Source organism: Acinetobacter sp. ATCC 27244 (assembly GCF_000156555.1).
GTDB lineage: Bacteria > Pseudomonadota > Gammaproteobacteria > Pseudomonadales > Moraxellaceae > Acinetobacter > Acinetobacter haemolyticus.
In genome coordinates, this window is sequence record NZ_GG665949.1 from 164,824 (window position 1) to 179,632 (window position 14,809).

General features: G+C 40.0%; 12 protein-coding genes. 9 read left to right on the forward strand and 3 right to left on the reverse strand.

All coding sequences use genetic code 11. The features are described from left to right. Nucleotides 1-72 precede the first annotated feature (72 nt). A complete protein-coding gene (locus HMPREF0023_RS00725; RefSeq protein WP_005091130.1) occupies nt 73-2,841 on the forward strand; it encodes a M16 family metallopeptidase in 2,769 nt (922 codons plus the stop codon). Nucleotides 2,842-3,006: 165 nt separating this feature from the next. Further along, nucleotides 3,007-3,972, forward strand: coding sequence for a calcium/sodium antiporter (locus HMPREF0023_RS00730; RefSeq protein WP_005091128.1), 966 nt, complete (start codon nt 3,007-3,009; stop codon nt 3,970-3,972). Between the two features lie 60 nt (nt 3,973-4,032). Here HMPREF0023_RS00730 and HMPREF0023_RS00735 read toward each other — a convergent pair whose 3' ends face one another. Then, complete coding sequence (locus tag HMPREF0023_RS00735) at nt 4,033-4,419, reverse strand: DUF3144 domain-containing protein (protein WP_004638360.1); 387 nt, start codon at nt 4,417-4,419, stop codon at nt 4,033-4,035. 103 nt (nt 4,420-4,522) lie between these two features. Between HMPREF0023_RS00735 and HMPREF0023_RS00740 the strand changes: the two genes are divergently transcribed. Further along, complete coding sequence (locus HMPREF0023_RS00740) at nt 4,523-5,155, forward strand: hypothetical protein (protein WP_005091123.1); 633 nt, start codon at nt 4,523-4,525, stop codon at nt 5,153-5,155. 265 nt (nt 5,156-5,420) lie between these two features. Here the strand turns inward: HMPREF0023_RS00740 and HMPREF0023_RS00745 are convergent, their stop codons facing one another. Next, nucleotides 5,421-6,869 carry a CYTH and CHAD domain-containing protein gene (locus HMPREF0023_RS00745; protein WP_005091120.1) on the reverse strand — a complete coding sequence of 483 codons (1,449 nt, stop codon included), beginning with the start codon at nt 6,867-6,869 and terminating at the stop codon, nt 5,421-5,423. A gap of 198 nt (nt 6,870-7,067) precedes the next feature. Between HMPREF0023_RS00745 and HMPREF0023_RS00750 the strand changes: the two genes are divergently transcribed. From HMPREF0023_RS00750 to rapA, 6 genes are all read left to right on the forward strand, one after another. Next, nucleotides 7,068-7,439 carry a DUF962 domain-containing protein gene (locus tag HMPREF0023_RS00750; protein ID WP_005081836.1) on the forward strand — a complete coding sequence of 124 codons (372 nt, stop codon included), beginning with the start codon at nt 7,068-7,070 and terminating at the stop codon, nt 7,437-7,439. A 152-nt stretch (nt 7,440-7,591) separates the two neighbouring features. After that, entirely contained in the window at nt 7,592-8,203 is a 612-nt protein-coding gene (gene thiE, locus HMPREF0023_RS00755; RefSeq protein WP_005091118.1) for a thiamine phosphate synthase, read from the forward strand. 84 nt (nt 8,204-8,287) lie between these two features. After that, complete coding sequence (gene hemL, locus HMPREF0023_RS00760) at nt 8,288-9,586, forward strand: glutamate-1-semialdehyde 2,1-aminomutase (protein ID WP_004638366.1); 1,299 nt, start codon at nt 8,288-8,290, stop codon at nt 9,584-9,586. A gap of 349 nt (nt 9,587-9,935) precedes the next feature. Next, entirely contained in the window at nt 9,936-10,352 is a 417-nt protein-coding gene (locus HMPREF0023_RS00765; RefSeq protein ID WP_005081869.1) for a GlcG/HbpS family heme-binding protein, read from the forward strand. A 142-nt stretch (nt 10,353-10,494) separates the two neighbouring features. After that, nucleotides 10,495-11,139, forward strand: coding sequence for an RluA family pseudouridine synthase (locus HMPREF0023_RS00770; RefSeq protein ID WP_171057914.1), 645 nt, complete (start codon nt 10,495-10,497; stop codon nt 11,137-11,139). Between the two features lie 186 nt (nt 11,140-11,325). Then, nucleotides 11,326-14,154: an RNA polymerase-associated protein RapA gene (gene rapA, locus HMPREF0023_RS00775; protein WP_005091112.1), complete on the forward strand. Its 2,829-nt coding sequence runs from the start codon at nt 11,326-11,328 to the stop codon at nt 14,152-14,154. 55 nt (nt 14,155-14,209) lie between these two features. On the opposite strand, the gene dps is transcribed toward rapA, so the two are convergent. Then, nucleotides 14,210-14,704 (reverse strand): DNA starvation/stationary phase protection protein Dps, encoded by a 495-nt coding sequence (gene dps / locus HMPREF0023_RS00780; protein WP_004638370.1) that lies wholly within the window; start codon nt 14,702-14,704, stop codon nt 14,210-14,212. Between the last annotated feature and the right edge of the window lie 105 nt (nt 14,705-14,809).

Sequence of the window (14,809 nt, forward strand, 5' to 3'; positions counted from 1 at the left end):
ACTATTAAAAATGCGAATCGTTCTCTACTATAGTTTTTTTATTTAAATCACCAAAAAATACTTGGATAAATTATGTTAACGCGGTTTAAGCAGCTTACTCTCTCTCTTTGTTTGATCGGGTTGAGTGCGACGTCTTGGTCTCAAGCGGTACTCGTAAAAAGTGAAAGAAATATTGAAGAATATAAATTAGATAACGGTTTTAGAGTTATTCTGGCACCAAATGAAAAAGAAAATAAAGTCTATGTAAACACAGTTTATTTGACCGGTTCATTGAACGATCCTAAGGGCAAGGGCGGTCTTGCACACTTATTAGAGCATTTGGCATTTAAAGGTACGGTCAATGTTAAAGGCGATGAGTTTCAGCGCCGTTTGGATCAATACACGCTAATGACTAATGCCAGCACTGATTATTATTCAACCAAGTATATTAATATTGTTCGTCCTGAGAAAAATGCGCTGAATGAAATTTTATACCTCGAAGCTGAGCGTATGGATAAGTTGGTTCTACAGGAAAAATTTGTTCCAGCCGAAATTGAGATTGTAAAGCGTGAACGTGAGATCCGTATGGATCAACCTTTTGCGGTGTTGATGGATCAAATGTTGAAAGCAGCTTACGGCAATCAATATCTTGGGCGTTTGCCAATTGGTGATCTTGCTGAGTTGAAATCAATCAATATGAGTGAGTTGAATCAGTTTTACAGAACGTGGTATGCACCGAATAATGCAATCATGGTGATTTCTGGAAAATTTGATAAAGCCGAAGTGCTGAAAAAAATTGACCAGCATTTTAGCCCAATTCCAGCGAGACCCGTGCCTGCACCAGTGCAAGTTCCAGTATTAGATAGTACCAAGATCAAACAACGTCAGTTCAGTGTAGAAAAGGGAAGTGACCTCGCCAAGTTTCATATTTACATGAATGGAAAAAATAGCGATATCGCACCTGCTTTAGCGCTTGCACCAGGATTATTTACTTTACAGCCAAGCGGTAGTCTATATAAAAGTATGGTTGAAACAGGAATCAGTACTGCTGTTCAATCAACAACATGGCTTGATCAGGATTTTAATCTCGTGTTTATGGGTGCAATTTATGCGCCGAATCATGACGAGAAGCAAGTGAGTGAAGCCTTAACAACGGGTGTTGAGAAAAAACAAGCTTTTAGTGAAGTCGAACTACAGCGTCTCAAAAATATCACCCAGAATGCAGCCGATACCATTGCCAATGATGCGGTCGCTTTAGGTTCGCGTTTAAGCGATTATGCAGTAACTTCGCATGGCCAGTGGAATCGTTATTTTAAAGATTTACAAGCGATTCAAGCACTCAAAGTTGATGAATTAAATACGACTCTCAAACAGTTTTTAGTGCCTGAACATCGTATTTCTGGTGATATCCGACCTACGCCAGAAGATCAGAAAAAGGCAATGACGTTGAGCGAGGAAAAGCAGCCCAAAACTTTAGATCAGACGAATGAAGTGGCTGAACCACTTAAGGACGTGAAAGTTTATCAGCAAGAAGTGGCACAGTTTGTTGAACAGTCAGCACAGCAATTGCAGAAAAACGAACAGAAGATTCAACGTGGTCAGTTGAAAAATGGCATTCGTTACGCACTTTATCCAACGTCAACACGTGATGATAAAACCTATGCCACGATTAGTTTAGATTTTGGTGATGAAAAGGCGCTATTTGGAAAGGCAACAACCTTAGATTTAGCGAGTTATTTGATGTTACGTGGTTCTGAAAAACATACTTTGCAGGAAATTACGGATAAGGCGATTGCTGCGAGTGGCGGGGCATCCGTGAGTTCAAATGGCAACGGTTTAACCATCGTTATACAGGCGAAAAAAGATAAATTTGAAGATTTCTTCAGTTTTATCGTGGATGTGTTAAAGCAGCCAAAGTTTGCCCAAACAGAGTTTGATCTAGCTAAGAATCAAAGTTTATCGGCATTGGATCGTCCGTATACTGAACCCGCAGTCGTGGCATCGATGACTTTATCTCGTGTGTTAGAAATCTATCAGCCGGGAGATTTACGTTACCACTTTGAGCCTGAACTTGCGAAGAAGCAGTTGAATGAAGCGACACAAGCACAAGTTAAGCAGTTTTACGATCAGTTCTTTGAAACGAACTACGCTCAAATTGCGATCACAGGTGATTTTGATGCAAAGAAAATGAAAAAGACTTTGCAGAAAACCTTTGGGTCTTGGAAAGCAAAACAACCTTTCCGTAAAGTTACTGGACAATATACGGAATATAAAGCACAGAAAATTCATGCGCTATCTGAACAGCGTGAATTTGGAAGCTATCAAAGTATTTTAGCGATTCCGGTTGGTTCTTATCATCCAGATGCACCTGCTTTAATTGTGCTTAGTCATATTTTAGGTAACTCGCAACTTTCTTCGCGTTTAGCGCAAGAATTACGAGAGAAAAATGCATTGGTCTATGGATTTGGGAGTGGTTTAGACCTAGATCCTGATATCGATGATGGTACTTTAAGTATCACCGCCAACTATACGGCAGGTCGTTCTGGCCAAGTCTCTCAGTCAGTTCACAAAGTACTGAATGATTTACTCAGCAAAGGTGTAACAGCGCAAGAAGTGGAAGCAGCTAAGGCTGATATCATGAAAAAACGAGTGACTGCACTAGAAGATGAACGCCGTATTCACGGTATGTTGACTTCGCAATTAGAACGTAATAAAACGCTATTGGATCGAGCTGTGCGTGACCAAGAATTTGCCAAGCTAAGTAAAGATGATGTTGATCGTGTCATTAAAAAATACATTAAACTTGAGCATTTCGTTGAGGTGATGGCTGATCAATATGGTCAGGCTCAAGATCCTCGTTGATTTGGATCTCCTCACTTTGATGGTGGTTTTTTAAAAAATCTGTGCTTTCATGGTTGAAGTTAGATTTAAATTCACATGCTTGGATTTTTGTTGCTCGTCATATTAGAAGACAAGCTAATCCAATGCATGTGAAGTGTTTTCATTGATAAGGAAAAGGGGAGTAGCATGGCTTTTGCTGTGATCGCGGTGATTGTTGGACTGATTTTATTGGTCTGGAGTGCCGATAAGTTTATTGATGGTGCTTCAGCCACTGCGGGTCACTTAGGTATGCCGCCCTTGCTAGTTGGGATGATTATTGTCGGGTTTGGTACATCAGCACCCGAAATTGTTGTCTCGGTTATGGCTGCTATTGATGGAAACCCAGGGCTGGCATTAGGGAATGCTTATGGTTCAAATATTGCAAATATTGCTTTGATTCTTGGTGTAACTGCATTAATTCATCCGATTATGGTGCAATCTGCGGTTGTACGTAAAGAATTGCCAATATTATTGTTAGTCACCGCAATCTGTATCTTACAAATTTTTGATGAGATGCTCAGCCGAATTGATGCAGTGTTAATGCTTTTGATGCTGGTCTTATATATGGGCTGGTCGATTTGGCAAGGCATGCGAAGTCAAAGTGATGTATTGAGTCATGAGTTCAACACCGATCTACAAAGCAAAAAAACACCATTAAAGAGTTCGATTTTTCAGCTTTTATTTGGTTTGATTATCTTAGTGATTAGTTCACGCTTATTGGTTTGGGGGGCGGTAGAAATTGCTCAAGCCTTTGGTGTGAGTGACTTAATTATTGGATTAACTGTGGTTGCTATTGGAACGTCTTTGCCAGAGCTGGCTTCTTCGATCGCAGCAGCACGCAAAGGTGAGTTAGATATTGCGATAGGTAATGTGATCGGCTCCAATATGTTTAACACGCTCGCTGTTGTCGGTTTAGCAGGGGTGATTCATCCTACAGTTGTGCCACAAGAAGTGTTACATCGTGACATGGTGGTAATGGGTGCACTCACTTTAAGCCTATTGATATTTACACTGAGCTTTAAAGGAAGAGGGCGAATCGGACGTGTTAAGGGTGGAGTGTGGTTATTCAGCTTCGTTGCTTATACCGCATATTTGGTGAATACCGCATTCTAATTAAAAAAGATAAAGGCATTGAGATACCTAATGCCTTTTATCGATTCGACCTACAAAGGATTATTTGTGGTCATGTTTATGTGTGTGGAAATCTTCGTTTTTGCGGAAACGTAAATAGTTATCAAACTGCTCACAATATTCGTCAAAGTTATCTTCTAACATCATTTGAAATTGTTGCAGTAAATATGACATGACTTGCTCTTTCGCTTCTTGCATTTCATTGCCATCTTTAAAATTATTTGCTGCGACCCATGTGTTAAAACGGGCAGTGGCAAATAGCATTGCTGCACTCACTTGACCACGTAACTCTTCTGGTTTTGCTGTTTGTCCTTTTGGTGGACGGCAAAATTCATTGGCGAGTTTAATAAATTCATCTGCACGCTCAAAAAATACCGCATTTAAAGCTTCTTCTTCAGTTACATCAGTCGCATTAATTTTTTGAGACATGTTCTTTTCCAACAAAACTAGATCAGACATTATAGACAAAGCCTTGCATAAACAAAACCGTTGTCTTAATCTAAAATAGCCTAAGTAAATTAGAATAATCAAAATGTCAGATGCAATCGAGATTCAAAGCCTAAAAACCGATATTGCTTTACTGCGTCAGCATATTCATCCACCTCAACATTTGCAGCATGTAGAAGGGCTGCCGATATATTACGGCTTAAAAGAGGAAGTGGATGCATATTATCGTCAATGGCAACCTTTGATTGAAAGAGCGCAGCAACTTTGTCAGCCATTTATGCAAGATGAGGTTATTGATGCCATCCATTTACCGAGTCATCTGAATCTACCTCTATTTTTTTTCCATGTAGATCGGATTCGGATTAATAAAACTCGTGCAAAAGAATCTAAAACTTTTCGAGGCGTGGCGGCATTAGTGGAAAAATGCGGACAGTTTGATACCGATCAAATTTTTGCGATGCAAGCGTGGTTAGAGAGCGATGATACCGCAGCTTTGGTGGCGCACCGTGAATTTATTGATCTGCGTACTTATGTGTTTCAGCATGGGCAAAGTGAATACACGCGAACTCGTTTTTATATGAATGGCATGATTCTCAGTGTGGAGCCACATTTTAAATTGGTCGATGCGCGGGATAAGCCGCGCAAGCAACGCAATGATAGCTACAGTGATCCGATTGCCGATAATGGCACGTGGAAGATTTTTGGGAAGTATCGTTGAATGATCTAAGCTGCATAAAAATCTTGTTTGGGAATATGCTACTCGGGAGCGTCATCCACAACCTGCGTGATACTAAAAAGATAGGTAGTTTTGGACGAGTTAATGAAATTAGATTAATGAAAGCCGAGAACAGGTTTTGTGGATGACAAATGGTTTTGCCTACTTTTCCCGAAAGAAAAGTAGGTCGCCGAAGGCATATACCGAGATTGAATGAGGGTTCGGTACGACTCCGTTATGATAATAATATAGAAGGCAAAAGAAACTTTTACTCCCAGAAGATATCTTTATGAGACAAGACTTGTAGCTTTTTATCTGCTTTTTTCATCACATGCGGTTGTTGTGCCTTGACCCAACCTAAAGCAAATAAAAATTGCGATTGCTTCGCTGCATGTTGCTGAAAAATTTGCTCAGCCACAAACAAGTCATTATAAAAACCTAAATATTCTTGGATCGGCTGTAACTTATCTAGAAATTGCTGAACCTTCTTTTCAGGATATAAGCCTGATACAAAGTCGATGCAATAACGCAATTGTTTTACTCGTTTTCGTGTACGGTGTTGTTGTTCAACTGGAAGTTCTGAAAATACCGAGGTATCTTTCAAAATCTTTTGATAGAGTTGCGTTAAACTTTTCGCAACTTGTTTCGACAACTTCGTTGTTGATTCATTTTCACTATAGATAAAGCTAAATAAGGATAGAAATAGCTGTGTTGTTTTAACACTGCTTAATTGCTTGGAAATATTCGTTTTAGCTGAACTTGGAAATGAGAAGTCAAAATCAGATACAGCCTTAATCAATGGAATGACGGATGCTTGAATCGCATCTTGATCTCTTGATTGACCCAATGCTTGAAAAATCTCTGTCAGATCATTTTGCCAAGCTGGATCAAGTTGCTCTGTCCAATGAGAAAAATGTTTGAGTGCTGAACGTAAACGACGTATGCCAACGCGCGCTTGGTGGATATGATCTGCTTCAGCCACCTCGCCAGCAATTGCAGCGGCATTGGGTAGAATTTGATTTAAGCAATTTTCAATAATCAGTTTGATCGCTTGCTCAGCAGAAAAGTCTGATTGAAGTTGTAATGTTTTGGCTTTAGTCGCTGGTGAAACTTTTTTTCCCATTGCCAATAAATTGCCCCGTTCAGCTTTACTACGTACATCGAGCCATAATTGATATTTTTCGACTAAATGATTCGAGAAAATAATTAAATCGCGGGCTGAACCCTGTTTTAGTTCACATTCTACTTCACAGATTTTTGCTGTGTCCTTGGCGGTTCGAATTTCCCCATCATCTAAACAGACTTCGATTTTTGAACCTTGAAATTCAAAGGTGTGAAAGGTGCGCTCCACATCAGTTTGAAATTGTAATTCTAATGGAGTGAGTGGATCCCCTAATAGGTCTTTTAAAATACTTTGTACAGCTGGATAATTTTCATAAAGAGATAAATCTAAAACAGGTTCTTGTTCACATTTACCCAGTTCAATATCTTCTTCGATGCGTTGTAAATGGTTTTTACTTGCTGCTTTAAAGGTCTGTACCCAATGTTCACCTTCTTGACGCAAACGGATTGCGACATAGTTTTTTGCTAAAGTTCGATCAGCAGTATCGTAGTATTTGGCTTGTAGACGAATTTTTTGAGCTTTCTGCTTATTTAATGCCAATAACACACTTTTTTTCTTAGATGCAGGAAGTTGAAATTTAAGTTCTATTTCCATGTGGAGATGACTCCTGACCGTTAGAATGAATAAGTTTATGATTGAGTATAACCTAAACACAAGTTGAGCAATTATGCTGAAAAAGGCTATTTTCCTTGTAGGACATGGTTCAGTATATCGTATTATCTTACATGACTTTATTTTGTACAAAAAATGCAGTACCGTGTGCAGAGAGGACAGGATTAGGATGATCAAAAAATGAATGCACCAGCAAATTTAGCGAAGCCGGTAGAATTCACTTTACCGATAAAAGATTACAATGAGTTTTATCGCTTTTATTTAACCGAGCATCGCAGTATGGCGAGTCGACGTTTGCATGTAGCAGGCAGTTCGATTGGTTTATATTTTTGGAGTAAAGCGATTCGCCAGCGTAAGGCTAAATATTTGGCTTATGGCTTATTGTCTGGTTATGCGTGTGCTTGGGTTGGACATTTTTTCTTTGAACATAATAAGCCTGCAAGTTTTAAGCAACCACTTTATAGTTTTATCTCTGATTGGCGGATGTTGTCCGATGTGGTTCGTGGTCGCCTGAGTTTGATTGATCGTAAGTTTGATAAAATTGATTCTTAAACGTTGTATAAGAAATTAGAATTTTCAAAAGCTGTCGTATGGCGGCTTTTTTGTTGTGATACTTATTTTTAATGATGTAAATACGCACTCTCTCTTTAATTTTTAAATAAGAAAATATACCCTGAACCTAATACATTTTTAGTGAATTTTTCATGCGCGGTCTTTATCTCATCACCAATGATGATCCCATCCAATTATTACTTGAAAAATTAGAAGTTGCTTTAGCAACGGGAAAAGTTGCGATTTTGCAATATCGCCGTAAGAAAGTGGCAAAAATAGATCAACCGATGGAAGTTGAACAGATCAAAACATTGTGTGAAAAGTACCAAGTACCATTTGTGATTAATGATGATTTGGCTTTAGCTGAACAATTTGGATTAGGTGTCCATTTGGGGCAGTCAGATGGGGAAATAAGCGATGCCGCTGCACGTTTACCGCATGGTGTGATTATTGGTCGTACATGCTTAAATTCATTAGAGTTGGCTGAAAAAGCGATTGCTGATGGCGCAACTTATGTGGCTTTTGGTGCTGTCTATGCCACCTCAACTAAACCAGAGGCAGGCAATGTGGGCATCGAAGTAATCAAGCAGGCTAAACAAAAATTCGCTGTACCTATTTGTGCGATTGGTGGTTTGACCGTTGAAAATTCTCAAGTGGTGATTGAGGCTGGGGCAAGCCTTTGTGCCGTAATTAGTGATATATTAGGACGATCAACAGCCGAAATTCCTGCTCGTGTAAATGCATGGGCAACGTTATTTGACTAAATTAGATGTAATCCGCTTTGCGGAACTTTCATCGTTTCTCGGAACGACAACGTTCCTCGTCCTCGATTCTAGGTTGAGTCTTTTATGAGTTTATCTCCAAAGCAAGAACAGTTATTTAAACAAGCAAATAAACATATTCCGGGTGGTGTCAATTCGCCTGTACGTGCATTTAACGGTGTTGGCGGTACACCTGTCTTTATCGAAAAGGCTAAAGGTGCGTACTTGTGGGATGTTGATGGTAAGCGTTATGTAGACTACGTTGGTTCATGGGGACCGATGATTTTGGGTCATGCACATCCAGATATTATCCAAGCAGTACAAACAGCAGCGGAAGATGGTTTAAGTTTTGGTGCGCCAACGGTACACGAAACCACTTTGGCAGACACGATTTGCGAAATTATGCCTTCAATTGAGTTGGTGCGTATGACCAGTTCAGGGACTGAAGCAACCATGACCGCGATACGCTTAGCACGTGGTTATACAGGTCGTGACAAAATCGTAAAGTTCGAAGGCTGTTACCATGGTCATTCAGATTCGTTATTGGTGAAGGCGGGTTCTGGTTTATTGACTTTAGGAGAAGGTGAGCCAACGTCAAAAGGTGTACCTGCTGATTTTGCTAAACATACATTAACGTTGCCGTATAACAATATTGAAGCGTTGAAAGAATGCTTTAGCAAATTTGGTCATGAGATCGCGGGTGTGATCATTGAACCTGTTGCAGGCAATATGAATCTGGTAACGCCAATTGATGGTTTCTTACAAGCAATTCGTGATGTTTGTGATGAATACAAATCAGTATTTATCATTGATGAAGTGATGACAGGTTTCCGTGTTGCTTTAGGTGGTGCTCAATCGGTCTATAACGTAAAACCAGATTTGACCACTTTGGGTAAAATTATTGGTGCAGGCTTACCAGTCGGTGCTTTCGGCGGTAAACGTGAAATCATGGAATGCATCGCACCTTTAGGTGGGGTATACCAAGCAGGAACATTGTCGGGCAATCCATTGGCAATGCGAGCAGGTATCGCAATGTTCAAGCATCTGCGTGAACCGGGTTTTTATGACAAGTTAGCGGCGCAATTAGCAAAGTTACTTGCGGGTTTACAAGCAGCGGCAGATGAAGCGGGGATTCCATTTAAGACCCAGCAAGTCGGCGGTATGTTTGGTTTGTATTTCACCGATCAAGAGGACATTACCAGCTTTGATTCAATGTTGGCTTGTGATGTTGAAGCATTTAAGAAATTCTTCCATGGTATGTTAAAGCGTGGTGTTTATCTTGCACCATCTGCATTTGAAGCAGGATTTATTTCATCGATGCATTCAGATCAGGATATTGCCGATACGATTCAGGCAGCAAAAGAAACCTTTGCTGAAATGAAATAACGCTGTGATGCCTACATAAGCCCGATTCGTTCGGGCTTTTTTTAATGGAATAGATTTAGATTGATCAGAATAAAATAGCCCTTAATTGATTTAAAATAATTAATGCTCTTAATTATATTTTTGATTTAACAATAATTTGTATAACAAGTTTTAACTTCAAAAAGCAAAAAATAAATAATCTTTACTGTACCACAATGTAAAATAATGCTTGAATAGTAAACTATATTTGCGCTGATCTTTAGCTTCCCAAAAGCCTTAATATTTTGGCTTGCACACGCTGTAGATAGCGCTTCTATTGATCATATTTTAAATAAGCTTTTGATAAAAAACTCATAGGAATGGAGTAACAATGAAAACCAAACATTATTTAACGGCGGCGGATGTAGACATTTTGGTTGATGCAGCATTGGACTATGCGACAGCACATAGTTTTAATGTCAGTATTGCCGTGGTCGATGACAGTGGAACCTTGTTAATGATGAAGCGTATGGATGGTGCACCAGTATTATCAACACAAATTTGCCAAGAAAAAGCCCATTCTGCCGCAGTCAGTCGCAGAGCGACCAAGGCATCCGAAGATATGATCCGTGATGGTAAAATCGGCTTTTTAACAATAAATGCAGCCAACGGCATGTTAGAGGGCGGTGAGCCGATTGTTTATCAAGAGCAGGTTGTGGGAGCTGTTGGTGTTTCAGGGGTACAATCTTTTCAAGATGCAGAAATTGCCCAGCATGCGATTCAACAATTTCTAGAGCAACAGACCTAAATCATCATTTAAATTTGAATCTGGATGAAAAATAGAGAGAAACACGAAAAAAATCAGTAAAAATACGTGTCATGCATTGTAATTCAGCGCCAAGCTTTTTATGATTGCCGGCTTGTTTTCATCCAGTCGTTGGAAGGCTACCTTGAGTGATTTTCTAAGTGAATATTTGATTCATCGTGATGAAGATTTTATGGTCATCCATAAACCTGCTGGGCTTCTGACAGTACCAGGGAAAACACCAGATTTACAAGATTGTCTGATCAATCGATTATTAAAATTAGAACCCAAAACTTTACTCATCCATCGTTTAGATCGTGATACCTCTGGTATTTTGGTTTTTGGATTATCTAAATTTGGGCAAAGTACTATTTCGCGTCAATTCCAAGATCGCCAAACTTCAAAAATCTATCAAGCTTTGGTTGCCGGTCATTTAGAAGGACAGGGAACGGTTGATATTCCTGTGATTTATGATCCAAGCCGTCCTCCATTACACATCGTTGATGCAACTCATCACAAACCCGCTTTAACAGAGTGGCAAGCGATTGAGCACTTAGAGATCCAAGGGCAGGCAGTCACACGGGTCAAGTTGATCCCGATTACAGGCCGTTCACATCAACTTCGGGTACACATGCAATATTTAGGTCATCCGATTCTTGGCGATACCTTATATGCTACACCAGAACAGCAACAGCTTTATGAGCGTTTGTGTTTACATGCGACGCAACTGAGCTTTGCTCATCCTAAAACAGGCACACAGCTTGATTTTGATTGTCCTGTGCCGTTTTAACCGTATTTTTTTAATCTAAAGAGACTTAAAGTGCGCTATTTCAGTCAGCTTTATGTCAAAATATTAGGGTTGTTTGCGTGAATCATTTTCCGTGAAAACCAAATTTAAAACTACATAAAGTAGCTTAAACTTTCATCAGTTTAAGGCATACAATATGTGGGCTAACATGAGAAAAGGTGGAATAAATTGCAGCCGTTTGCTATTGGTCAACGTTGGTTATCAGATACAGAAACTGAACTCGGTTTAGGTGTTCTTATTGATGTAGATGAACGTTCTATTAGTATTTTATTCCCCAAAAGTGATGAAACTCGTGTTTATGCACGTAATAATGCACCCTTATCACGAATCATTTTTAATGTTAAAGATGAATTGCAAGACCAAGAAGGGATCAAGTGGATTGTTGAGTCCATTGAAGATCGTCATGGTGTATTGCGTTATGACGTGGTTCGCACACTGGAAAATGGTGAAGAAGAGCGTAAGTCTCTCAATGAAACCCGTATTGGTGCGCAAATTCAGCTGTCAAAACCTTTAGAACGTCTGTTGGCAAGCCAAGTCGATTATAAAGAGTGGTATGACCTTCGTATCGAAGCGATGTTGTTGCAAGCGCAAATGCATACCAGTCCTTTACGTGGTTTTCTCGGTGCGCGTGTCGGTTTGATTCCACATCAGCTTTATATTGCGCATGAAGTCGGTAAGCGTTTTGCACCACGTGTTTTATTGGCCGATGAAGTCGGTTTGGGTAAAACCATTGAAGCAGGCTTAATCATCCATCAGCAACTCAAAACAGGACGTTCAGAACGTATCCTGATTTTGGTGCCTGATTCACTACAATATCAGTGGATGATTGAAATGCGTCGCCGTTTCAATTTGCAATTCTCGCTTTTCGATTTAACCCGTACTGCTTCGATCAAAGAACATGATCCTGATCTTAATCCCTTCCTAACGGAACAATGTATTATCGCCAGTGTCGATTTGATGGTTGACCATGAGGATTTACGAGAGCAGGCGGTTGAAGCGGGCTTTGATTTACTGGTGGTGGATGAAGCGCATCACTTGATGTGGAGCGAAGAAGACGGCGGTAATGATCGTTATGATCTGGTAGAAGAATTAGCAGAACAAACGGCGGGTGTTTTATTACTTACAGCTACACCTGAACAGTTAGGTGTAGAAAGTCATTTTGCACGTTTACGTTTACTCGATCCGCAACGTTTTAGCAGTTTAGATCGCTTCCTCGATGAAGAAGAACAATATCAACAAACGGCAAAAGTTGCCGAAGTATTAATGTCTGACGAAGCATTGACTGAAGCGCATTTGGCAGCACTAGAAGGCTTATTGGGTCATCGGATTGATGATCAGCCTGAACAGCGTATGCGTGCGATTCATGAACTTTTGGATCGTCACGGCACAGGTCGTATCCTATTCCGTAATACCCGTGAAGCCATCCAAGGTTTCCCTGGTCGTGATTGTCAGCCAGCACCATTACCAGCACCAGAAGATTGGTCTATGGATGGCAAAATGCGTGAGCAGATGTGGCCTGAAGAGGGGCAAATTGATGGCGCTTGGATGGAAACAGATCCACGTGTGCCTTGGTTAATGGAAGTTCTCCGCAAGGATTTAAAACATAAAAAGGTATTGTTGATTGCACGCAGTGGGCCTGTGGTTGAGGCCTTGGAAAATGCATTACGCTTACATGCAGGCATTCGCACAGCGATGTTCCATGAAGGTATGAGTTTATTAGAGCGTGACCAAGCGGCGGCATACTTTGCAGAAGACAGTTATGGTGCTCAAATCCTGTTGTGTTCTGAGATTGGTTCAGAAGGGCGTAACTTTCAGTTTGCTAGCGATCTGATCCTATTTGATTTACCGGCAAACCCTGATGTACTTGAGCAACGTATTGGTCGTTTAGATCGTATCGGTCAAGAAAACCGTATTCAAATCCACGTGCCTTATTTAATGGGGACAGCGCAAGAGCGTATGTTCCGTTGGTACAACGAAGCACTCAATATTTTCAGTAATATTTCTCCGACAGCGCAGACGTTACAAGAGAACTTTATTGTTGAATTGAAAGATTGTTTGCTTGCGGATCAAGGTCAGACCTTTGAAGATTTACTTGAAGAAGTGAATGTACAACGTCAAGCATTGGAAGCTGAATTACAAGCAGGGCGTGACCGTTTGCTTGAGTACAATTCATGTCGTCCAGTGGTTGCACAAGGCATTGTACAAGCACTTGAAGATTATGATGACAATACGACTTTACCGATGTTTGTGAAGCGTTTTATGTCATCAACCAACATTGATTTTGATGAGCAAAGTAACGGTACCGTGATCATCAAGCCTACTGATCAAATGCAAGTTCAAGGTTTGACCTTGGACGAAGAAGGTATGACAGCAACTTTCTATCGTGATCAGGCACAGATTCGTGAAGACGCGCAGTACTTAACGTTGGAACACCCATTTATTGAAAGTGTGATGGAAATGATCCGTACACAATCTTTTGGTAGTACCAATGTTGCGTTGTTAAAATCTAATGCCTTAAAACAAGGTTCAGTGTTACTTGAGGTTTGGTTTAAGGTCGATGTAGTTGCACCAAAAGCATTAAACTTACCGTCTAGTTTGCCGAAGCAGTTGATTCGTGTATTACTGAGTGAAAATGGTCAGGACTTGTCTGCAAAGATTGATCCAAGCATTTTACGTCCGTACCTGCACCATTTAGATGGTAATAGTTGCCGTCAAGTGGTGAAAGCACGTCGCGAAGTGATTGAAACACGTTATGCACAAGCGTTGGATATTGCTAAATCGTCATTGCCTGAATTAATGAAACAGGCTAAAGAACACTATAGTGGTAAATGGCAATATGAGATTGACCGTTTAACTTATCTCAAGCAATTTAACCCAAGTATTCGCCAAGATGAAATTGAGCGTTTGCAAAAATTCCAACAAGAAGGCTTAGGCTTACTTGATGGTTTATCTGTTACGCCTGAGGCGATTCAGGTGTTGGTCGTCGTTAAACCATAATTGTAATACCAATAAAAAAGAGGACGATAAAGTCCTCTTTTTTATGCATTTAAATTTAGTGATCAATATTGGCTTCTAAGAACCATAGATATTGGTCTAAGTCTTCTAAAGCTGCATGAATAATATCTTCCGAAATAGGATCTTGAATTTCGTCAATGGTATCGCGTAGATGGTTAGCCACTACGCCATAACGATCAGCTAGTTCTTTTAAATGGTCTTGTACAGCATGGATCGCAACTGGATAAGGTTTTAGATGAGAGCTTTCTGCAACTGTTTGAGTAGTCCCTAGCGCCGTACCACCAATTTGTACCGCACGTTCAGCAACATTATCTAAATGCGTAATAATAGATGTACGGAACATATCTAACATTTCATGAACTGCAATAAAATTGCTACCGCGCATGTTCCAATGTGCTTGCTTTGTTAATAATGATAAATCGATCAAATTTGCAAGAATTTGATTCAAGATTTTAACCGTCGCTTCTTTGATTGAATCATCTAAATTATTACGTGTATATACTTTTAAAGTTTTAGCCGCTGAAGAATTCATAGTTACCTCATTCAATTATCATTAATGAAAAACAGTAAATTAAAACCGTTGACTCCTTATTTAGAGTACGCTTCAAGATCTTTTGAGAGTGTTTTAGTTTTTAAA